The organism is Neisseria sp. HMSC075C10 (genome assembly GCF_001815615.1).
Taxonomy (GTDB): domain Bacteria; phylum Pseudomonadota; class Gammaproteobacteria; order Burkholderiales; family Neisseriaceae; genus Neisseria; species Neisseria subflava_A.
In genome coordinates, this window is record NZ_KV821266.1 from 234,957 (window position 1) to 254,498 (window position 19,542).

General features: G+C 47.5%; 23 protein-coding genes and 1 tRNA gene. 12 read left to right on the top strand and 12 right to left on the bottom strand.

The window, feature by feature from the left end:
- Window positions 1-265 precede the first annotated feature (265 nt).
- Entirely contained in the window at window positions 266-649 is a 384-nt protein-coding gene (locus tag HMPREF3047_RS08595; RefSeq protein WP_049329785.1) for a YkvA family protein, read from the top strand.
- An 84-nt stretch (window positions 650-733) separates the two neighbouring features.
- Here the strand turns inward: HMPREF3047_RS08595 and HMPREF3047_RS08600 are convergent, their stop codons facing one another.
- The 4 genes from HMPREF3047_RS08600 to dapF all read right to left on the bottom strand — a co-directional run bounded on the left by HMPREF3047_RS08600 (window position 734) and on the right by dapF (window position 3,878).
- Window positions 734-1,243, bottom strand: coding sequence for a membrane lipoprotein lipid attachment site-containing protein (locus HMPREF3047_RS08600; protein WP_049344413.1), 510 nt, complete (start codon window positions 1,241-1,243; stop codon window positions 734-736).
- Window positions 1,244-1,388: 145 nt separating this feature from the next.
- Window positions 1,389-2,321 (bottom strand): cysteine synthase A, encoded by a 933-nt coding sequence (cysK, locus tag HMPREF3047_RS08605; protein ID WP_100066632.1) that lies wholly within the window; start codon window positions 2,319-2,321, stop codon window positions 1,389-1,391.
- Between the two features lie 106 nt (window positions 2,322-2,427).
- Window positions 2,428-3,030, bottom strand: a complete 603-nt coding sequence (locus HMPREF3047_RS08610; RefSeq protein ID WP_070713376.1) for a hypothetical protein — start codon at window positions 3,028-3,030, stop codon at window positions 2,428-2,430.
- On the bottom strand, window positions 3,027-3,878 hold the full coding sequence (dapF, locus tag HMPREF3047_RS08615; protein ID WP_070583651.1) for a diaminopimelate epimerase: 852 nt from the start codon (window positions 3,876-3,878) through the stop codon (window positions 3,027-3,029). Before dapF ends, HMPREF3047_RS08610 begins: the two co-directional genes overlap by 4 nt.
- Before the next feature lie 180 nt (window positions 3,879-4,058).
- Here dapF and HMPREF3047_RS08620 point away from each other — a divergent pair, with 180 nt between their 5' ends.
- Both HMPREF3047_RS08620 and HMPREF3047_RS08625 read left to right on the top strand, forming a co-directional pair.
- The gene (locus HMPREF3047_RS08620) at window positions 4,059-4,544 is read left to right on the top strand and encodes a NemA protein (protein WP_070583654.1); all 486 of its coding nucleotides are present in this window, start codon (window positions 4,059-4,061) and stop codon (window positions 4,542-4,544) included.
- A 139-nt stretch (window positions 4,545-4,683) separates the two neighbouring features.
- Window positions 4,684-4,759 (top strand) — tRNA-Asn (locus tag HMPREF3047_RS08625).
- Window positions 4,760-4,908: 149 nt separating this feature from the next.
- On the opposite strand, the gene HMPREF3047_RS08630 is transcribed toward HMPREF3047_RS08625, so the two are convergent.
- Together HMPREF3047_RS08630 and dnaX are read right to left on the bottom strand one after the other, a co-directional pair.
- Complete coding sequence (locus HMPREF3047_RS08630) at window positions 4,909-5,244, bottom strand: YbaB/EbfC family nucleoid-associated protein (protein WP_003678854.1); 336 nt, start codon at window positions 5,242-5,244, stop codon at window positions 4,909-4,911.
- A 90-nt stretch (window positions 5,245-5,334) separates the two neighbouring features.
- Window positions 5,335-7,338 (bottom strand): DNA polymerase III subunit gamma/tau, encoded by a 2,004-nt coding sequence (gene dnaX / locus HMPREF3047_RS08635; protein ID WP_070583656.1) that lies wholly within the window; start codon window positions 7,336-7,338, stop codon window positions 5,335-5,337.
- 198 nt (window positions 7,339-7,536) lie between these two features.
- Here dnaX and HMPREF3047_RS08640 point away from each other — a divergent pair, with 198 nt between their 5' ends.
- Complete coding sequence (locus tag HMPREF3047_RS08640; protein WP_070713442.1) at window positions 7,537-8,250, top strand: aldose epimerase family protein; 714 nt, start codon at window positions 7,537-7,539, stop codon at window positions 8,248-8,250.
- Between the two features lie 59 nt (window positions 8,251-8,309).
- Here the strand turns inward: HMPREF3047_RS08640 and mltB are convergent, their stop codons facing one another.
- The 5 genes from mltB to rpsF form a co-directional block, all read right to left on the bottom strand.
- On the bottom strand, window positions 8,310-9,389 hold the full coding sequence (mltB, locus tag HMPREF3047_RS08645; protein ID WP_070713379.1) for a lytic murein transglycosylase B: 1,080 nt from the start codon (window positions 9,387-9,389) through the stop codon (window positions 8,310-8,312).
- Between the two features lie 208 nt (window positions 9,390-9,597).
- On the bottom strand, window positions 9,598-10,050 hold the full coding sequence (gene rplI, locus HMPREF3047_RS08650) for a 50S ribosomal protein L9 (RefSeq protein ID WP_003678862.1): 453 nt from the start codon (window positions 10,048-10,050) through the stop codon (window positions 9,598-9,600).
- A gap of 16 nt (window positions 10,051-10,066) precedes the next feature.
- Window positions 10,067-10,297, bottom strand: a complete 231-nt coding sequence (rpsR, locus tag HMPREF3047_RS08655; protein WP_003678863.1) for a 30S ribosomal protein S18 — start codon at window positions 10,295-10,297, stop codon at window positions 10,067-10,069.
- Window positions 10,298-10,303: 6 nt separating this feature from the next.
- Window positions 10,304-10,606, bottom strand: a complete 303-nt coding sequence (gene priB / locus HMPREF3047_RS08660) for a primosomal replication protein N (RefSeq protein WP_210399761.1) — start codon at window positions 10,604-10,606, stop codon at window positions 10,304-10,306.
- On the bottom strand, window positions 10,603-10,974 hold the full coding sequence (rpsF, locus tag HMPREF3047_RS08665) for a 30S ribosomal protein S6 (RefSeq protein ID WP_003686150.1): 372 nt from the start codon (window positions 10,972-10,974) through the stop codon (window positions 10,603-10,605). Before rpsF ends, priB begins: the two co-directional genes overlap by 4 nt.
- 246 nt (window positions 10,975-11,220) lie before the next feature.
- On the opposite strand from rpsF, the gene hscA reads away from it, so the two are divergent.
- The 5 genes from hscA (at window position 11,221) to fdx (ending at window position 14,868) form a co-directional block, all read left to right on the top strand.
- On the top strand, window positions 11,221-13,080 hold the full coding sequence (hscA, locus tag HMPREF3047_RS08670; RefSeq protein ID WP_070713385.1) for a Fe-S protein assembly chaperone HscA: 1,860 nt from the start codon (window positions 11,221-11,223) through the stop codon (window positions 13,078-13,080).
- A gap of 189 nt (window positions 13,081-13,269) precedes the next feature.
- The gene (locus HMPREF3047_RS08675; RefSeq protein ID WP_013449309.1) at window positions 13,270-13,752 is read left to right on the top strand and encodes a hypothetical protein; all 483 of its coding nucleotides are present in this window, start codon (window positions 13,270-13,272) and stop codon (window positions 13,750-13,752) included.
- A 51-nt stretch (window positions 13,753-13,803) separates the two neighbouring features.
- Window positions 13,804-14,031: a hemagglutinin repeat-containing protein gene (locus HMPREF3047_RS11100; RefSeq protein WP_283122343.1), complete on the top strand. Its 228-nt coding sequence runs from the start codon at window positions 13,804-13,806 to the stop codon at window positions 14,029-14,031.
- 40 nt (window positions 14,032-14,071) lie between these two features.
- Complete coding sequence (locus tag HMPREF3047_RS08685; RefSeq protein ID WP_070713389.1) at window positions 14,072-14,434, top strand: TIGR02328 family protein; 363 nt, start codon at window positions 14,072-14,074, stop codon at window positions 14,432-14,434.
- 92 nt (window positions 14,435-14,526) lie between these two features.
- Window positions 14,527-14,868 carry an ISC system 2Fe-2S type ferredoxin gene (fdx, locus tag HMPREF3047_RS08690; protein WP_003686005.1) on the top strand — a complete coding sequence of 114 codons (342 nt, stop codon included), beginning with the start codon at window positions 14,527-14,529 and terminating at the stop codon, window positions 14,866-14,868.
- A gap of 76 nt (window positions 14,869-14,944) precedes the next feature.
- On the opposite strand, the gene HMPREF3047_RS08695 is transcribed toward fdx, so the two are convergent.
- Window positions 14,945-15,568 (bottom strand): hypothetical protein, encoded by a 624-nt coding sequence (locus HMPREF3047_RS08695; RefSeq protein WP_070713391.1) that lies wholly within the window; start codon window positions 15,566-15,568, stop codon window positions 14,945-14,947.
- A 314-nt stretch (window positions 15,569-15,882) separates the two neighbouring features.
- Between HMPREF3047_RS08695 and iscX the strand changes: the two genes are divergently transcribed.
- From iscX to metE, 3 genes are all read left to right on the top strand, one after another.
- Entirely contained in the window at window positions 15,883-16,080 is a 198-nt protein-coding gene (iscX, locus tag HMPREF3047_RS08700; protein WP_003682097.1) for a Fe-S cluster assembly protein IscX, read from the top strand.
- Between the two features lie 171 nt (window positions 16,081-16,251).
- A complete protein-coding gene (gene metF / locus HMPREF3047_RS08705) occupies window positions 16,252-17,133 on the top strand; it encodes a methylenetetrahydrofolate reductase (RefSeq protein ID WP_070583669.1) in 882 nt (293 codons plus the stop codon).
- Window positions 17,134-17,222: 89 nt separating this feature from the next.
- Window positions 17,223-19,499, top strand: coding sequence for a 5-methyltetrahydropteroyltriglutamate--homocysteine S-methyltransferase (gene metE / locus HMPREF3047_RS08710; protein ID WP_070583672.1), 2,277 nt, complete (start codon window positions 17,223-17,225; stop codon window positions 19,497-19,499).
- Window positions 19,500-19,542 lie beyond the last annotated feature (43 nt).

Below are 19,542 nucleotides of genomic sequence, written 5' to 3' on the forward strand. Positions count from 1 at the left end.
TACTTTCCTGCAATTAAGCATCTCCCCATCAAAGCACTTACGATAACATCATTATTGTTTGAGAATTGTATCTATTGTGAGATAAATTCTCACTCTTGATACCTAATCTTTACAAAGGCATAAGCCATTCTTAACTTATTACCATTGCATTATCACCACTACTCTTACATAGTTATACATTCAAAGACATTTCATCCATCTCTAGATGGACTAAAATACGGCACAACACCAACAATGTTTCCATACCTTATAAGGAAGCTGCATCATGACACACTCCCCTCATCAAAACACACCCGATCCGGAAGACTACATCCCCTCCTTCCGCCGTCGAAACTTGGACACATCCGGTTTTATGAAAAAACTCGGACGCTTTGCCGGCCGCCTGGGCAAACCTGTCGTCCGACAGCTTTATGCACTTTATTACCTTTGGGAATCTGAACACACGCCCAAACGGGCTAAAATGATTATTGTCGGCGCACTGGTTTATTTCCTCAGCCCTATCGACAGCATTCCCGACCTTCTGATTCCATTTGGCTTCAGCGATGACATTGCCGTCATTGCGCTGGTTTATTCTCAGATGAAAAACTATCTGACCGAAGATATTCAAGAAAAAGCCCGTCAAGCGGCTGACAAGCTGTTTGGTTCTTAATTGGATACAATTCGACTACACATATATAAATATGAGAAGAAGGCCGTCTGAATATTCAGACGGCCTTCTCAGTTTATGACTTTTTTATTTCAAAGGTTGCATACCCATAACTTCCATTAGGAAATTGGTAAACGCAGGATTGCTTGGCTTGGTATCCATGTTTTTCCAACGTTGCTGCCAACCACGCAAAGCACCTTGGATGTACTGTTTGGATTGCTCGGTAGTAATTTCACCACGTTGGCTGTCAACGGCAGAACGCAGATAAACTTCGTACATACTGTCATCGACAGAGTTGCGTCCCACTTGTTGGATACGGAAGCGGTTCAAATATTGGGCAGCCTGAACTTTAGTCAGACTACCTTGGCTCACTTGGGTACTCAAGCGACGTGCTTCATCATGAATCTTGGAAACATCTGCCCAATGCGAAGGAGCCAAATGATAACCGGTAGCTGAAACTTGTGAATCAGCCTTAGGTTTCTTGACGTTGGTTGGTCGAACTGGCACTTCTTTCAATGTTGGAACATAAATTGATTCACAACCGGCAAGTGCCGCCACAGCAAGGATAGGAAGAATGTATTTTTTCATGATGCGCATTATAAGCATGATTCGTTGAAGAAACCAACTTTTGAATAACGGTATTCAAAGCTCATTAACTGAATTACAACAGATTTCATACGATATCTCAAGCCCATACGCAAAAAAGGCCGTCTGAAAACGGCCTTTTAACAACAATCCTATATTATGCCAAATCGGCAAAGAGAGGCGTAGAAAGATAGCGTTCGCCATATGATGGCAACAAGACAACGATCAGCTTACCTTCGTTTTCAGGTTTTTTGGCCAGTTGCAATGCGCTCCATACTGCGGCACCTGAAGAAATACCTACCAAAATGCCTTCTTTTTCAGCCATAGCGCGTGCAGTTTCAAACGCTGCTTCGTTAGGTACTTTGACAATGCTGTCGTAAACAGTCGTATTCAAAACGCTGGGGATAAAGCCTGCGCCCAAACCTTGAATCGGATGTGGGCCTTTTTCGCCACCACTCAATACCGGAGAAGCTTCAGGCTCGACAGCCACGATTTGAACTTCGGGTTTGTATTTTTTCAACACTTCGCCCACGCCGGTAATCGTGCCGCCAGTACCCACACCGGCCACGAAAATATCTACTTTACCGTCTGTATCACGCCAAATCTCTTCGGCAGTGGTTTTGCGGTGAACTTCAGGATTGGCCTCGTTATCAAATTGGCGCGGCATGAAATAAGTGCCCGGATGTTCGTCCACTAAAGATTGGGCTTTGGCAATAGCGCCTGCCATGCCTTCGGCAGCAGGAGTCAAAATCAATTCTGCACCAAACGCACGCAGCAGCATTTTGCGTTCTTTACTCATGCTTTCAGGCATGGTGATGGCCAATTTATAACCGCGGGCCGCGCACACCATGGCCAAACCGATACCGGTATTGCCACTGGTTGCCTCGACGATAACGGTATCTTTATTGATTTTACCGGCTTGCTCGGCCGCTTCAATCATGGCTTCGGCAATACGGTCTTTCACGCTGCTGCCTGGATTAAAGAATTCAAGTTTAACGGCGATTTGCGCTTTTAAACCTTCGGTCAGGCGGTTCAGTTTCACCAGAGGTGTGTTGCCGATCAGCTCGGTAATATTATTTGCAATTTTCATTTCCTGCTCCTGATTTAGATGTAATACAGCCTGCATATTAAACTCAGGCCGTCTGAAAAACCAATATCGAAAATTTCTTTCTTTATAACTTTTGGTTCAAGCGCGGTCAATATCCACTGCGCTCAAAAATCAATGCAACGGCAACCACAGCCTGCATCACGACGGCAACCATCCAGCCTGCCCACATCTGCCGCATACTGAAAAGAGAGGCAGACTGCTTGCAAACAACCACTCTGTGCAGATAAAACACCAGCATCAGGACGCCCTGCAATGCAAACCAATAAATGGGTTTCAAAGCATAAATTTTCAGTAAGGCCACCCATGCAAAAACCGAGCCTGCCAGCGGCAAGATGAAATAAACCACGCCTGCCAAGAAAACAAAAGCCAAAGTCATGACGACATTGGAAACCGCAAATAAGGTCAAACCGGCATATTCGCCTGCCGACCAAAACTTTTTGTCTTCCGTTTTACTGCAGTCATCAATAAAGAAGAAAATACTGGCGATTGTCAGATAAAAATGAGGGATAAACAAAGGGCCCGTATGCGTAAAGCCCCACATTCCGGGCAACAAGCGTGCGCCCAGTGCCGAAATCCCCAGCCACAACAACACCGTAGCCCAAAGCCATTGAAACCGCTGTGCGCGAAAAATAAATGCCAACGATACCGCAGCATACGCAATGGCAAACCAAAAATCCAAAGAAACCATCATGAATACTGCAACTCGCCTTCAAAAACGGTTTCAGCAGGGCCGGTCATTTGCACATCGCCACCTTCTTCCCAACTGATAAACAATTCGCCTCCAGGCAAAGTAACACGCACAGGCGCACCCGCTTTCAGCAAGCCATTGCGCACGCCTGCCACCACCGCCGCACACGCTCCGGTGCCGCAAGCCTGAGTTTCCCCCACCCCGCGTTCAAACACACGCAGGCGGACTGACAACTCATCTTCAACCTGCAAAAAGCCGACATTGACCCGTTCAGGAAACTGCTCGTGAGATTCAATAGCGCCGCCCCAATGCTCCACCGGTGCGGTTTCAACATTATCAACCAAAATCACCGCATGCGGATTACCCATATTCACACAGCTTACCGGTACAGACTCCAAACCGACTAAGACAATATGTGTCAGCGCATCTTCATTTTCACCATGTGCAGGCACAAACGGAATTTCAGACGGCATGAAACGCGGTTTACCCATATTGACGGCAACCAAACCGTTATCCAACAGCTTCGGCACAATAATCCCTTTGGCCGTTTCGACCAAAATTTCCGTTTTATCCGTCAAACCCTTATCCGCGACAAAACGCGCAAAACAACGCGCTCCATTGCCGCACTGCTCTACTTCCCGACCATCGGCATTGAAAATGCGGTACCGAAAATCGACCGCATCAGAAGAAGGCTTCTCCACTACCAAAAACTGATCAAAACCCACGCCGCGATAGCGGTCTGCCCATTGAGCAAGCGGCGCAGCCAACGGATCAAAGTCCTGCTCGATGGCATTGACCACCATAAAATCATTGCCCAAGCCGTGCATCTTCGTAAATTTTAAAGTTTTCATTATTCATTCACATTCTTATTAAATCATTATTTCGGCACATTCTACACCAGAATGATATATCCGTTTCTATCTTGTTTTTCAGACGGCATTGCGCCCTTTTACCAATACTAACACCAGCCACCCCGCAAAAATACTATACTTCCCACATTACAAACATTTCTTATTACAAGGATACACATTATGAAAAAAGTTCTCTTACCTGCCCTTTTGGCCGCTTCACTCAGCGCATGTACAGTCGGCACACCCGGCGTTTCCGTCGGCTTAGGCGTCGGCACAAGTATCGGCCGCCACGTCGGCTTGGGCACATCCATCAACATCCCTGTTGGCTTGGACAAAACCACCAAAGGCACGGATTCAGACGGCATCCGTATCTCAGAAGAACAAATCGTGACCTATTTCGATGCACACGGCACACCCAGCAACAGCGCAGTCAAAGGCGGCTTCCATCGCCAACTGATCAGCAAACGCAACAACGAATATGTCGTCCAAGACTTTTACAGCGACAACAGCCAAAAACGCACGGACCCCTACGTCCTCAGCCGCAACCAACTGATGCAGTTCCGCGCCACGCCAAGCAACGGCTCGCTGACCACTTACGCCTACAACGGCACGGTGATGCAGCAGCAAGTGTTCCAAAACGGCAAATTGGTTAACGCCAAATACTAAAGGCCGTCTGAAACGGCTGGGGAGCATGTGAAACTTGATTACAAAATATTTTTAACATTCAAACATTTGAAATATTTTGCACCATTTTCTTAAAAATATTGATTGACACATTTTTTCCAGCCATTATAATACGCCCCATTCCCCGATAGCTCAGTCGGTAGAGCGACGGACTGTTAATCCGCAGGTCCCTGGTTCGAGCCCAGGTCGGGGAGCCAAATTTCAAAAGCCTGAACTGCTGTTCAGGCTTCCTTACATCAATAAGGAACGCTTGTTCTTTCCCAAAGAAAGCCCATGAATCCTCATAATAAAAAAGGCCGTCTGAAACCCAAATCTGGCTTCAGACGGCCTTTTATTTATTTTTAAATCAACGGAAGAAATCGCCCATACCTGCAGGCAGGCCTTGGGTGAATGCACCCATGGTTTTGTTGGTGGTTTCTTCGGCTTTTTCAGAAGCGGCATTGATAGCGGCCAATACCAAATCTTCCAACATTTCTTTGTCGTCAGCGGCTTCTTGAATCAAATCAGGGCTGATTTCAAGTTTGCGGACAACATGCGAACACGTCATCACAACTTTCACCAAACCATTGCCTGCTTCACCTTCAACTTCGGTTTCAGCCAGCTTGGCTTGTGCCTTTTTCATGTTTTCCTGCATTTGTTGAGCCTGTTTCATCAGGCCGCCTAATCCGGCTTTTCCGAACATATTTTACTCCTATGGGTTTGAAATAAATGGGTTCACTCATGCCGTCTGAAAAACGCTCTTGCCTTTCAGACGGCCTTGTATATCAGTATTTTAAGAATGTCCTGCCAATTCTAAAGAATCCGGCAGCCATTGCGCTTCAAAGGTTTGCAAGATTTTCTGCGCCGTTGTATCCGCTTCCAGCAAATCTTGCGCCTGCTGCCGCCCTTCTTCTTGAATACGTTTGCGGCGCATAACCGGCGTTTCCCAGCCTTTATCATCCTGCCAAGGCTCGGTTTGCAGCCTTAAATTGCCAAGATGGTATGCCTCGCTCAACGTCTGGCAGATTTTATCCAAGCGCTCTTTATTGGCAGTGGCTTTGGCCTCATCCGTCAACGACAGCATGATTAATCCTGCTTCCGCATCATAACTCGTCCATGCCGCATTTTGTGCCAACATCTGCGCCGCACCTAATTTACGGGCGAAACGTTCGATAATGCTGTGCCAATTCTCAGTTTTAAACTCAGGCAAAGGAGCGAACTGAAGCTCTTCTTCATCTCCCTCCTCTTCTTCAGGCTCAGCAGACACAACCGGCTGCGGTACTTCCATCACATCAGCACGATGTGAATCTTCAAATGCATATGCTTCATCAAAATACGGAGGTGGAATTTCCTCATCCATGTGCGGATATTCTTCCGGCTCAGGGGCCGTCTGAACTTTTGCAACAGGCAATGGCGCCTCCGCTTCTTGCATCTGCACCGTTTGTGTTTTAGGCGGCTCAGCCGATACTTGGCTCGGCATTTCCTCCCAAGGCGGTACATCCGCCTGTTGTTGCAGAACAGGCTGAACGGTTTCTTCAGACGGCCTTTCAACGGCATCCTGTTTGGCAGAAGCAGCCTCTTTCTCAACCGCCGTTGCTGCTATCGGCTCAGATTTCGGCAGCTGAAAAGGCTTTTTTTCGGCCTCAGCTTTCTGATGGTCGGAATGCAAATCCGTGTGTTCAATTTGGCTTTGCGTATCGCAACCCGAAGCAGCCAACGGCGCAAATGCAAGCATGCGCAAAAGCGTCATGACAAAACCGGCATACTCGTCCGGAGCCAGCGGCAAATCCTGTTTTCCATGAATAGCACATTGATAATAAAGCTGAATCTGCTCGCCACTCAAAGCCTGACTTAATCGCAGCAAAGTTTCACGTTCAGGGTCGTCATTTGCCAAGGCAGAAGGAATGGTTTGAATCAAAGCCAAACGTTGCAACAGCATGGCCAATTCTGCCAATGCGCTGTCAAAACCAATCGCTCTGGCAGACATTTCCTGAGCTTTTTCCAGCAAGGCCTCACCGTTTTGATTAATGATTCCTTCAAGCAACTCAAACAAGTATTGTTTATCGACCGCTCCGATCATCTGGCGGACATCTTGTTCGGCAACTTTACCCGAACCCATGGCAATCGCCTGATCCAAAAGGCTCAACGCATCACGCATCGAACCGGCGGCGGCACGTCCCAAAAGCTGCAAGGCCTGCGGCTGATAAGGAACGTTTTCACGGTCCAGGACATGTGCCAAATGCTCGGCAACCTGTTGGGTTGTCATGTTGCGTAAAACAAACTGCAAACAGCGGCTCAATACGGTAATGGGGACTTTGTGCGGATCGGTGGTCGCCAAAATGAATTTAACGTGTTCAGGCGGTTCTTCCAAAGTCTTCAGCATGGCATTGAACGCGCTTTTGGAAAGCATATGCACTTCGTCAATGATATAGACTTTGTATTTACCCGCAGTCGGCGCGTATTGTGCGTTTTCCAACACTTCGCGGATATTGTCGATACCGGTATTCGATGCCGCATCGATTTCCAATAAATCCACATAACGGCCGCTGTCGATTTGCGTACAGCTTTCACACTGACCGCATGGCTCGCCATGCACGGCATTTTCGCAGTTCAAGCTCTTGGCCAAAATTCTGGCAATCGTGGTCTTACCCACACCGCGCGTCCCTGTCAGCAGATAGGCATGGTGCAGACGGCCTTCGTCCAGCGCGTTGCGCAGGGCTTTGACGACGTGTTCCTGACCGACCAAATCGGCAAAGGTTTTCGGACGCCATTTTCGTGCAAGAACTTGATAAGCCATGTTGTTTCTCTACGGGAAATAAATCGGAAGGCCGTCTGAAAAGAATTATCCGCTCTTCAGACGGCCTCAGAAAATGGTATATATTCTAGCATTTTTTTGATTTTTATTAAGGATTTTCTATCAAGCCGACGGCGACAGCATGTCATCGCAATGTTAGAATGCTACACAAATGATAAACAATTTGAAGCTCAAATCATTATGTCTGAAATCATACTACGCAATCAATCAGCCACTATGCGAGTCAATACGATGGGCGGATATATTGACTCCCTGACTCTAAAAGGACGGGAAGTCTTATTTCCGAAAACCAGCGTTCAAGTCGCCAATGACACAAAATTACGCGGCGGTATGCACGTTTGCTTACCCCAATTCGGACCGGACAGCAAAAATCATCTGGCCCAACATGGTTTCGGCAGAACTTCAGACTGGGAAATCCGCCATCAAAATGAATCGGATATCGGTTTGAAATTAATCAGCACAGAAAAAGGCTATGAACACGTCGAATGGTTGCTTGATTACAGCCTGCCTAACGAAGATGAAGCTATCGCCATCCTAACTGTCTGCAATTACGGCGAATCGCCCGTCCGCACATCCCCGGGATTCCACCCCTACTTTACCGCCGTCGGTACACAATTTGATTTCAACGGCGCCCCATACGATGCCGACTATATCTCCCATACCGAATTTGTTTCCTCCAATCAAGATGCACACGTTGCATTTGACGGCTTGAAACTGGATATCCGCACCCACAATCTGCCTGTGTATGCCCTCTGGAGCGATCGAAACGGCCAATATACTTGTGCAGAGCCAACCGCAGAAGGCAATGCATTTTTATCCCCTGCACGAGGCGGACAGTTTGTTTCAGGGCACAGCAAAAAACGTTACGCCATGAAAATCAGACTGATGGCTTAAATTGTTCTGCAAAGTCATAAATACTTAAAAACCACCCAAAAGGGTGGTTTTCTTATGGCTTACAGGCCATTGTTATTGATTGCATTCGCAATATCGCGTACCGCTGTTACATACATACGGCTGTGGTTGTATTGCCATACCGTGTAGAAGTTATTCAGGCCCAAATAGTATTCAAATACGCCCGGACTGGTTTCCAAAGCATACAACACAGCCTTTTCATTATCCGCAACAGCAGCTTGAGACACCACACCCAAAGCTTTGAAATCTGCAACAGTGCGTGTCAAAGCAGTCTTCTCATCGATAATCGCCTGCAAGTGCGGGGTAATCGTCAGACTTACCGGCACAACCATCTTACCGCCTGTCTGCCAGCCATGCTGCTTCATATAATTGGCGACAGAAGCCGCCACATCGCCGACATTATTCCAAATATCGCGATGACCATCACCATCATAGTCTACCGCCCATTTACGGTAGCTTGAAGGCATAAATTGCGGCATACCCATTGCACCGGCATAGCTGCCTTTGAAGTCAAAGATATTTTCTTTTTCTTCTTTTGCCATCTGCAGAAGTTCGCTCAACTCGTTTTGGAAAAACTCGGCACGGCGAGGATAATCAAAGGCCAATGTACTCAAGGCATCGGCAACGCGGAAGCTGCCCGTATTTTTGCCGTAATTGGTTTCGATACCGAGAATCGCCACAATCAATTCGGCAGGTACGCCGTATTTGCGTGCCACATCATCGATTACGGCACGGTTTGCCGCATAGAATTGTCTGCCGCCATTAAATTTGGCCTCACCAGAGTTACCGGTGCGGAATTCATACCAAGGACGCGAAGTGCTTGGGCGGTACATAATGGTAATAATGTTGCCTTTATACACCACGCCATTAAAGAAATTGCGCAACTCTTCCACACTGAAACGGCGGTTTTTCACTTCATATTGGATAAATTGCTGAACATTGACGTTCTCATTAAAACCGCTGCTGGCAACAGATTCAGCCGCAGCATCAAATACAGGGCGTTTTGCAGAGGAAACAGACTCAACCGGTTTTGCCGTATCAACAGCAGGCTTTTGCGGAGTACTACATGAAGCCAGAGTCAAAGCAGCCAGACTCATCCCAAAGATTTTGATTTTATTCATAAATAATCTCTTTATTAAATACTATGACAAATCCGAATACGAAAGAATATTCGTCCAACACATTATCTCTCTATGCCAACTGCCATACTTTTTAACCAGCCAAAAATATAAACAACTCGGCACTGATTTGCTTCGGCTTAAGCACATAGACAAGGCCGTCTGAAATCCAAGGAAACCCTTGATTTTCAGACGGCCTTGAATGAATCAATTACTCAGCGGCTGCAACAACAGCAACGGTAATTTTAGCAACAGCGTCAGTGTGCAGAGCTACTTCAACTTCGTACTCACCAACAGCTTTCAATGGGCCGTTAGGCAGACGTACGTTTGCTTTAGCAGCTTGGATACCGGCAGCAACAATCGCTTCAGCGATGTCAGCATTGGTAACAGAACCGAACAGACGACCATCAACACCGGCTTTTTGAGCAACAGTAATGGTTTGGCCTTCCAGTTTTTCTTGACGTGCTTTAGCATCAGCCAAGATTTCAGCTTGTTTGGCTTCCAATTCAGCGCGGCGTGCTTCGAATTCTTTCATGTTGGCTTCAGTTGCACGTTTTGCTTTACCGGCAGGGATCAGGAAGTTGCGTGCGTAACCGTTTTTAACGGTAACGATGTCACCCAAGTTACCCAGACCGCCGATTTTTTCTAACAGAATAATTTGCATGATTTAAACTCCAAAATTATTTGTGTTGATCGGTGTAAGGCAACAGAGCCAGGAAACGGGCACGTTTCACAGCAGTAGCCAACTGACGTTGGTAGTGTGCTTTAGTACCAGTAATGCGGGCAGGGATGATTTTGCCGTTTTCAGAGATGAAGTCTTTCAACAAATCAACTTGTTTGTAATCAACTTCTTGGATTTTTTCAGCCGTAAAGCGGCAGAATTTTCTACGTTTGAATGATTGACGAGCCATTGTCGTTTAACCTTTATATTCTTTAATGTTCTGTATGCGTAGTACCGGCTTGGGGAAGTGTTGGCTGCGTTGCGCCAAAAAACCTTCCGACTCGATGACGGCATCTTGCCGATACTGCCATTCCTCAGCCTGCTTACCTAAAATCCGTGCGGGAATTTCAAATTTGACCAGACATTTCTGTCCGTTTTCTTCCTGCCAAGACTCATGTTGTAACACAACATCTAAAACAGGAATTCCTGCCGGCGTATATCTCAAAGGCTGAACCTGCAAGATACGGGCGGTAAGCTTAATCAGATTATTCAATCTTATTCGGCTGCTGCAACTTCTTCAGCTGCACCGTTCAGCAAGTTTTTTGCTTTTTCGCCGCCCAACATTGGGGAAGCTTCAGTTACAGCGTGTTTTGTTTTGATGGTCAGGTGACGCAGTACGGCATCATTGAAGCGGAAAGCAGTTTCCAGCTCTTCAACCACTTCAGGAGTAGTTTCGATATTCATCAAAACATAGTGTGCTTTGTGGATTTTATTGATTGGGTAAGCCAATTGACGACGGCCCCAGTCTTCCAAACGGTGGATTTTACCGCTGGCTTCAGTAATCATGGTTTTGTAACGCTCAACCATAGCAGGCACTTGCTCGCTTTGATCAGGATGAACGATAAACACGATCTCGTAATGACGCATGTTATCTCCTTATGGATGATTAAAAACAGCCTTTCACCATGCGAAGTAAAAGGCAAGGCAAAGAGGCTGAATTTTATCCGCATTTCTTAAAAAATACAAGTCTGAATTCAAAATCCACTTTCTTTTCAATTAAAAAAACAACATTAGGCCTTATGGTTATTTCCTAGCAAACCACTCAACTATCTGCCAAAAATCTGCTAAAATCTGCCCCATCCTAATAAATACAGCATCAGAAGGCACACAATCATGGCTCTTTTGCAGATTTCAGAACCCGGCATGTCCGCCGCCCCCCATCAACACCGCCTCGCCGTAGGCATTGATTTAGGCACAACCAACAGCTTGGTTGCCACCGTCCGCAGCGGCAGCGCAGTCTGCCTACCTGATTCAGACGGCCGCGCCACCCTGCCTTCGGTTGTCCGTTATTTGGATGGCGAAGTTGAAGTCGGCAAAAACGCCCTTTCTGCCCAAAAAACCGATCCGCTAAATACAATCAGCTCCGCCAAACGCTTAATCGGCCGCACCCTTACCGACCTCGCACAAGAGGCGCAATACCTGCCCTATCGATTTACACCCAATGAGCGCGTGGTCGAATTAAACACCCGTCAAGGCGCGAAAACGCCTATTGAAGTATCGGCAGAAATCCTCAAAGCCCTCAAATTGCGCGCCGAAGAAACATTGGGCGGCGATTTGGTTGGTGCCGTCATCACCGTACCCGCTTATTTTGACGATGCCCAACGTCAAGCTACCAAAGATGCCGCGCGCTTGGCAGGCTTGAATGTCTTGCGCCTCCTTAACGAACCGACTGCCGCCGCAATCGCCTACGGACTGGACAACGCCTCAGAAGGCACGTTTGTCGTTTACGACTTAGGCGGCGGCACATTCGACGTATCCGTATTGCAACTGACCAAAGGCCTGTTTGAAGTGAAAGCCACCGGCGGCAACAGCGCATTGGGCGGCGACGACTTCGATCATCGTTTGTTCTGCTACCTGCTCGAACAAAACGACCTCTCCAAACTCAACGAACAAGACAGCCAGCTTCTGCTTTCCCTTGTTCGTACCGCCAAAGAAAAACTGACCACACAAACCGAAGCCGTCATTGAAACCACACTTTCAGACGGCCATAAAATTCATACCGTCATTACCCGCCAAGAGTTTCACAATCTGACCCAAAATCTGGTACAAAAAACCATCGAACCCGTCAAACAGGCTTTGAAAGATGCCGGCGTAACCAAGGCAGATGTTAAAGGCGTGATTATGGTCGGCGGCTCTACCCGCATGTTGCACGTTCAACAAGCAGTTGCCACATTCTTTGGCCAAACCCCGCTGAATAACCTCAATCCTGATGAAGTGGTTGCACTCGGTGCCGCCATACAGGCGAACGTCCTTGCCGGCAACAAAACCGACGGCGAATGGCTGCTGCTGGACGTTACGCCTTTATCACTCGGCCTGGAAACCTACGGTGGTCTTGCCGAGAAAATCATCCCGCGCAACTCCACCATTCCTACTGCACGCGCTCAGGACTTCACCACTTTCAAAGACGGTCAAACCGCCATGACGATACACGTTGTACAAGGCGAGCGCGAACTCGTTTCCGACTGCCGCAGCCTTGCCAAATTTACCCTGCGCGGCATTCCGCCCATGGCTGCAGGCGCAGCGCGTATCCGCGTGACCTTCCAAGTTGACGCTGACGGTTTGCTGTCTGTTTCCGCACAAGAACAAAGCACCGGCGTACAGGCGCAAATCGAAGTCAAACCTTCCTACGGTTTGGACGATAGCACCATCACCCAAATGCTCAAAGACAGCATGAGCAACGCCGCCGAAGACATGGCCGCACGCGCACGTGCCGAAGCCGTAGTCGAAGCCGAAAGCCTAACCGACGCCGTTAACGCAGCCCTTGAGTTAGACAGCGATTTGTTGGAAGCCGAAGAATTGCAACAGATTCAACAAGACATCGCCAACTTGCAAGGCCGTCTGAAAGACGGCAAAGCCGAAGATATCCGTGCCGCTGTCGCCAAACTCAGCCACAGCACCGACAACTTCGCCGCCAAGCGCATGAACCGCAACATACAGCGCGCCCTGACAGGGCAGAATGTTGATAACATTTGACAGTAAAAGGTTTCAGACGGCCTATACAACGAAATAGGCCGTCTGAAGATAGCGTCTGTAAAAACGAAATAAAGAATCAAGATGGAAAAATCCGGCATTGTCTGTCTGATGAATATTTCGGCAAAAGCGGAACAAAATTAACCACTGAAATCGAAGACGGACTCCATTTGAAAAAATTGGAGATATAAAATGAGCTATTTAAATTTAGATGATGATATGTATTTGGTTTATGATTTTAAAAAAGATATGAAAAATAGAAAAAAGAAGGAGCATATTGAAGATACAAGATTACTGTCATTGAATGACGAAAGTATCTTTGGCATCAAAAAAGACAAAGGATTGTTTGCGTCGGATGAATGGTGGGCTAATATTGATTCCGGACAGATTATCACCAGAAGCGTTTCCGGAGTAATATCGTCAATATATGAGGCAGGAATGGAAAGAAGAAACATACCGAATAGTTTTAGTTTTATAGATGGTGAAGGCATCGTAAGGAATGAAAGTATGTATATGATGAATAAATCCGACAGACATTTATTTTGTGAAGGGAAAAAAATTGCTATTTTTTACGCGTATGACGAATTAAAAATATCAAAACAAAGAAAAGGAGACGTAATTGATTTGGAAAACAACTATGTTGAGCAAGTCATTGAAATGGCAATTTCAAAATAATCAGATGACGCCGGTGCCCAAGCCTACCAACTGGCCGATGGCGTCGGCAAAGTGGCCGATGCCGTCAAAAACCAAACCGGACAGCAAGGCGCCGTCCTCTTGTCCGTCGAAGCCGGCTTCGGCTTTAAAACCGCCGGCAAGGAACAAAACCAAAACTACCGCCAAAGCCGCGAAAGCAGCCTGAAAGCTGGCGGCGACATCAATATCCGCAGCCGCGAGGGCAACATTACCGTCCAAGGCAGCACATTATTTATACCACCTACTCCAAAAAAGGTTTAAAACAAGCCTATTCCGAGTACCTGACATTATTCGAATCAAAATGAGACTCTGGCACCAAACCCTCATTCCCCTGCTCCCCCGCGCCCAACTTTTAGGGCAACACCGCGAATGCGCCGCCTTACGTGGAGCAGGCTGGGGCAGGCCGCATGCGACGGTGAATTACGTCTTCACCCATTCGCCTTACAAGCTCTATCTGTATCACGCGCTGATTATGGAAGAAATGGAAAAATGCGGCTACAAGCCTGACGTTTTATGGAAAGACCCGTTGTATCGCGGCAAAGCCGTTGCCCCATACCACGCACACACTGCTGAAACAGCTACTTCGCCGATTTACACCGAACATGATGATGCCTACTTAGACGAATGCCTGGAAAATTTAAAAAGTAAAGGCATCATGTTATAAACCCATTTTTCAGACGGCCTGAATATTGAATACCCAAGGCCGTCTGAAGCCGCTTTAACCACAACCACTCTTAAACAACTGAGACAATAAAAATGCCAAAAATTACCGTACTCCCACACGCGACATTATGCCCCGAAGGCGCGGTTATCGAAGACGCACCGGAAGGCCAAACCGTCCTTGACGTACTGCTCGACCATGACATCGAAGTCGATCACGCCTGTGAAAAATCCTGTGCCTGCACAACCTGCCACGTGATTATCCGCAAAGGTTTTGACAGCTTGGAAGAACCAACCGAATTGGAAGAAGACCTGCTCGACCAAGCATGGGGCTTGGAAGCCGATTCACGCTTGAGCTGTCAGGCAGTCGTTGCCGATGAAGATTTGGTCGTAGAAATTCCTAAATATACGATCAACCATGCGCGTGAAGACCACTAGAACAAGGCTTAATGAAAAAGGCCGTCTGAAACCACAAATTCATGGTTTTCAGACGGCCTTTGGGTTATGCAGCAAATTATTTGATATGAGGGAAAATAAAACGCATACGCGAAATCTGCATGGAGGCCACTTTCTGCATAGCGGAATAATTTTCAATTTTTTCTTGCATTCTGATTTGATGCATATTGCCGTGATGCTTAGGAGCAGATTTTTGAGGCTCGCTTGTCGCCTGCAACTCTTGCTCTGTTTTCAACACTTCCTCTGCCTCGATGGCCGAAAGTGCAGCCTCATCCCTTACCAAACCGAAACGCTCGATAATGACATTGGCTTTATCTATATAATGAGATTTGTCCGCGCCATTTTCCAACACCACATCCTCAAGTACGACCGACAAATGCTTGCCGCACTTTTCGATACGCTCGGCGATACGCGAATAAACCATCCAACGTTTCAACCTCAATGCGCCTGCATCGTCATTGGGCGAAGCGGCATCCAGTTTAATTAAGCCATAGTGCTTGCCGTAATACAGACGGAACACCAGCTGCTTCAAACCTTCTGTTTCGTCCAGCATCCGATAAAGTTCGCGAACCAACAACAGCAAACGGTCAAATGCGCCTGCTTTATTAGACAGATACTCCGGATCATCTGAAGCAAGCGCGTAAATCAGTTTGGACAGCTTGGCGTTGAGTGCGTTATTCATCTTTTTTCCTTTTATTTTTAAGCGATGGATTTCGTATTAAGAGCCGTTCCAGATGATTTGGTTGCATTGGGATAATGTAAATTATTCATCCGCAAACCATCATTCAAAACGGAATAAAATATATAAAACGGCAAATTCAAAGCGAATGTGCCGTAGTTTTTAAGTGTCGTGCCGTATTTTAACGCAAATATGCTATTTTGTTAAAAAACAACATCATTATTTATCTGCCCATCTTCCGTAAAACAATCTGGCAGTCTGACTTCTTCTTGATTAAAATAATTACTAATAGCCCAAACCCAATAAAGGAACACATCATGAAATGGACAGATACCCAACGCATCGCCGAAGAACTCTACGACTTACACGGCGACAGCATCGATCCGAAAACCGTACGTTTTACCCAACTGCGTGATTTAATTATGGCTTTGCCTGAATTTGACGATGATCCTGCGCGTTGCGGCGAGCGTATTCTCGAAGCCGTGCAACAAGCATGGATAGATGAAGCAGAATAATCTTTCTCCCTTCCCTATCAAACAAGACCTCAGGCTGTTTTTTCAGACGGCCTGAGGTCTTTATTAAATCTATTCATACAATTTCGGAAAATTTCGAAATTGACTCATACCAACCTCAAATTTATTATGCAACCTGACAACAAATAAAAGATATGCAGAAGGTGCATAACCATGAATCACGCTCGAGAAATCGCCGCCTTAAACAACAGCCTTTCCGATTTGAAAGGCGACATCAATGTTTCATTCGAATTTTTCCCGCCGAAAAACGAACAAATGGAAACCATGCTGTGGGATTCCATCCATCGTCTGCAAACCTTGCATCCGAAATTCGTTTCCGTAACCTACGGTGCAAACTCCGGCGAACGCGACCGCACACACAGTATCGTTAAACGCATCAAACAAGAAACCGGCCTTGAAGCCGCCCCTCACTTGACTGGTATCGATGCCAGCCCTGACGAGTTACGCCAAATCGCCAAAGATTATTGGGACAGCGGTATCCGCCGCATTGTCGCCCTGCGTGGCGACGAGCCGCCCGGCTACGAGAAAAAACCTTTCTATGCCGAAGATTTGGTCAAGCTGTTGCGCTCCGTTGCCGACTTTGATATTTCCGTAGCAGCCTATCCAGAAGTGCACCCGGAAGCCAAATCCGCACAAGCCGACTTAATCAATCTGAAACGCAAAATCGATGCGGGCGCAAACCACGTTATTACCCAATTCTTTTTCGACGTGGAAAGCTATCTGCGCTTCCGCGACCGTTGCGTGATGATGGGCATTGACGTTGAAATCGTTCCCGGCATCCTGCCCGTAACCAATTTCAAACAATTGACCAAAATGGCCCAAGTGACCAACGTCAAAATCCCAAGCTGGCTGTCTAAAATGTACGAAGGTTTGGATGATGACCAAGGCACGCGCAACCTTGTTGCCGCCAGCATCGCCATCGACATGGTCAAAGTCCTCTCGCGCGAAGGTGTCAAAGACTTCCACTTCTACACCCTCAACCGCAGCGAACTGACTTACGCCATCTGCCATATTTTGGGCGTGCGTCCGCGTTAATAAAACAGACGGCCTCCCCATTCTGATTTACAATATCGAACATTCAGGCCATACCGGCCTGATTCAAAATTCCAACTAGGAGAGTTAACATGACAACATTGCATTTTTCAGGCTTCCCGCGCGTCGGTGCCTTCCGCGAATTGAAATTCGCACAAGAAAAATACTGGCGCAAAGAAATCAGCGAGCAAGAATTGCTGGCTGTTGCTAAAGACTTGCGCGAGAAAAACTGGAAACACCAAGCCGCGGCCAACGCTGATTACGTTGCCGTAGGCGATTTCACTTTCTACGACCACATCCTCGACCTGCAAGTTGCCACCGGTGCCATCCCTGCCCGTTTCGGCTTCGACAGCCAAAACCTGTCTTTGGAACAATTCTTCCAACTGGCCCGTGGTAACAAAGACCAATTCGCTATCGAAATGACCAAATGGTTCGACACCAACTACCACTACTTGGTGCCTGAATTCCACGCCGATACCGAATTCAAAGCCAACGCCAAACACTACGTTCAACAACTGCAAGAAGCTCAAGCTTTGGGTCTGAAAGCAAAACCGACCGTTGTGGGTCCGTTGACTTTCCTGTGGGTTGGTAAAGAAAAAGGCGCTGTTGAATTCGACCGTCTAAGCCTGTTGCCTAAACTGTTGCCTGTTTACGTTGAAATCCTGACTGCTTTGGTTGAAGCCGGTGCCGAGTGGATTCAAATCGACGAGCCTGCTTTGACTGTTGACCTGCCTAAAGAATGGGTAGAAGCATACAAAGACGTTTACGCTACTTTGAGCAAAGTAAGCGCCAAAATCCTGTTGAGCACTTACTTCGGTTCTGTTGCCGAACACGCTGCTTTGCTGAAATCCCTGCCTGTTGACGGCCTGCACATCGACCTGGTACGCGCTCCTGAGCAGCTGGACGCATTTGCTGACTACGACAAAGTTCTGTCTGCCGGCGTTATCGACGGCCGCAACATTTGGCGCGCCAACCTGAACAAAGTTTTGGAAACTGTCGAGCCTCTGCAAGCCAAACTGGGCGACCGTTTGTGGATCTCCAGCTCTTGCTCTCTGCTGCACACTCCATTTGACTTGTCAGTTGAAGAAAAACTGAAAGCCAACAAACCTGACCTGTACTCTTGGTTGGCATTCACCCTGCAAAAAACCCAAGAATTGCGCGTTCTGAAAGCCGCATTAAACGAAGGTCGTGATTCCGTTGCCGAAGAACTGGCTGCCAGCCAAGCTGCTGCCGACTCCCGTGCCAACAGCAGCGAAATCCACCGTGCAGACGTTGCCAAACGCCTGGCCGATTTGCCTGCCAACGCAGACCAACGCAAATCTCCATTTGCCGACCGTATCAAAGCGCAACAAGCATGGTTGAACCTGCCTCTACTGCCGACTACCAACATCGGTTCTTTCCCTCAAACTACCGAAATCCGCCAAGCACGTGCAGCCTTCAAAAAAGGCGAACTGTCTGCCGCTGATTACGAAGCCGCGATGAAAAAAGAAATCGCCTTGGTGGTTGAAGAGCAAGAAAAACTGGACTTGGACGTACTGGTACACGGCGAAGCCGAGCGTAACGACATGGTTGAATACTTCGGCGAATTGTTGAGCGGTTTTGCATTCACCCAATACGGCTGGGTACAAAGCTACGGCTCACGCTGCGTGAAACCACCTATCATCTTCGGTGACGTAAGCCGTCCTGAAGCCATGACCGTGGCTTGGTCTACTTACGCTCAAAGCCTGACCAAACGCCCGATGAAAGGTATGTTGACCGGTCCTGTAACCATTCTGCAATGGTCTTTCGTCCGCAACGATATTCCTCGCTCTACCGTGTGCAAACAAATCGCACTGGCTCTGAATGACGAAGTATTGGATCTGGAAAAAGCCGGCATAAAAGTCATCCAAATTGATGAACCTGCCATCCGCGAAGGTCTGCCTTTGAAACGTGCCGATTGGGATGCCTACCTGAACTGGGCCGGTGAATCTTTCCGCCTGTCCTCTACCGGTTGCGAAGACAGCACCCAAATCCACACTCATATGTGCTACTCTGAGTTCAACGACATCCTGCCAGCCATCGCCGCTATGGACGCTGACGTCATCACCATCGAAACTTCACGTTCCGACATGGAGCTCTTGACTGCATTCGGCGAATTCAAATACCCGAACGACATCGGCCCAGGTGTTTACGACATCCACAGCCCACGCGTACCGACTGAAGCTGAAGTTGAGCATCTGTTGCGCAAAGCCATCGAGGTTGTACCGGTTGAACGTCTGTGGGTTAACCCAGACTGCGGCCTGAAAACACGTGGCTGGAAAGAAACTCTGGAACAACTCCAAGTGATGATGAATGTAACCCACAAACTGCGTGCCGAACTGGCTAAATAATGTGAGTTAGATGAAAAGGCCGTCTGAAAATTTTCAGACGGCC

What these genes read in the sequence shown, in the direction of transcription:
- iscX (WP_003682097.1), top strand. Translation starts at nt 15,883, where the DNA reads ATGAAATGGACAGATACCCAACGCATCGCCGAAGAACTCTACGACTTA.
- rpsF (WP_003686150.1), bottom strand. Translation starts at nt 10,974, where the DNA reads ATGCGTCATTACGAGATCGTGTTTATCGTTCATCCTGATCAAAGCGAG.
- rplI (WP_003678862.1), bottom strand. Translation starts at nt 10,050, where the DNA reads ATGCAAATTATTCTGTTAGAAAAAATCGGCGGTCTGGGTAACTTGGGT.
- HMPREF3047_RS08675 (WP_013449309.1), top strand. Translation starts at nt 13,270, where the DNA reads ATGAGCTATTTAAATTTAGATGATGATATGTATTTGGTTTATGATTTT.
- fdx (WP_003686005.1), top strand. Translation starts at nt 14,527, where the DNA reads ATGCCAAAAATTACCGTACTCCCACACGCGACATTATGCCCCGAAGGC.
- HMPREF3047_RS08620 (WP_070583654.1), top strand. Translation starts at nt 4,059, where the DNA reads ATGAAAAAAGTTCTCTTACCTGCCCTTTTGGCCGCTTCACTCAGCGCA.
- dapF (WP_070583651.1), bottom strand. Translation starts at nt 3,878, where the DNA reads ATGAAAACTTTAAAATTTACGAAGATGCACGGCTTGGGCAATGATTTT.
- HMPREF3047_RS08595 (WP_049329785.1), top strand. Translation starts at nt 266, where the DNA reads ATGACACACTCCCCTCATCAAAACACACCCGATCCGGAAGACTACATC.
- HMPREF3047_RS08640 (WP_070713442.1), top strand. Translation starts at nt 7,537, where the DNA reads ATGTCTGAAATCATACTACGCAATCAATCAGCCACTATGCGAGTCAAT.
- hscA (WP_070713385.1), top strand. Translation starts at nt 11,221, where the DNA reads ATGGCTCTTTTGCAGATTTCAGAACCCGGCATGTCCGCCGCCCCCCAT.
- dnaX (WP_070583656.1), bottom strand. Translation starts at nt 7,338, where the DNA reads ATGGCTTATCAAGTTCTTGCACGAAAATGGCGTCCGAAAACCTTTGCC.
- mltB (WP_070713379.1), bottom strand. Translation starts at nt 9,389, where the DNA reads ATGAATAAAATCAAAATCTTTGGGATGAGTCTGGCTGCTTTGACTCTG.
- HMPREF3047_RS08685 (WP_070713389.1), top strand. Translation starts at nt 14,072, where the DNA reads ATGAGACTCTGGCACCAAACCCTCATTCCCCTGCTCCCCCGCGCCCAA.
- HMPREF3047_RS08610 (WP_070713376.1), bottom strand. Translation starts at nt 3,030, where the DNA reads ATGATGGTTTCTTTGGATTTTTGGTTTGCCATTGCGTATGCTGCGGTA.
- HMPREF3047_RS08630 (WP_003678854.1), bottom strand. Translation starts at nt 5,244, where the DNA reads ATGTTCGGAAAAGCCGGATTAGGCGGCCTGATGAAACAGGCTCAACAA.
- HMPREF3047_RS08600 (WP_049344413.1), bottom strand. Translation starts at nt 1,243, where the DNA reads ATGCGCATCATGAAAAAATACATTCTTCCTATCCTTGCTGTGGCGGCA.
- metF (WP_070583669.1), top strand. Translation starts at nt 16,252, where the DNA reads ATGAATCACGCTCGAGAAATCGCCGCCTTAAACAACAGCCTTTCCGAT.
- rpsR (WP_003678863.1), bottom strand. Translation starts at nt 10,297, where the DNA reads ATGGCTCGTCAATCATTCAAACGTAGAAAATTCTGCCGCTTTACGGCT.
- cysK (WP_100066632.1), bottom strand. Translation starts at nt 2,321, where the DNA reads ATGAAAATTGCAAATAATATTACCGAGCTGATCGGCAACACACCTCTG.
- metE (WP_070583672.1), top strand. Translation starts at nt 17,223, where the DNA reads ATGACAACATTGCATTTTTCAGGCTTCCCGCGCGTCGGTGCCTTCCGC.
- HMPREF3047_RS08695 (WP_070713391.1), bottom strand. Translation starts at nt 15,568, where the DNA reads ATGAATAACGCACTCAACGCCAAGCTGTCCAAACTGATTTACGCGCTT.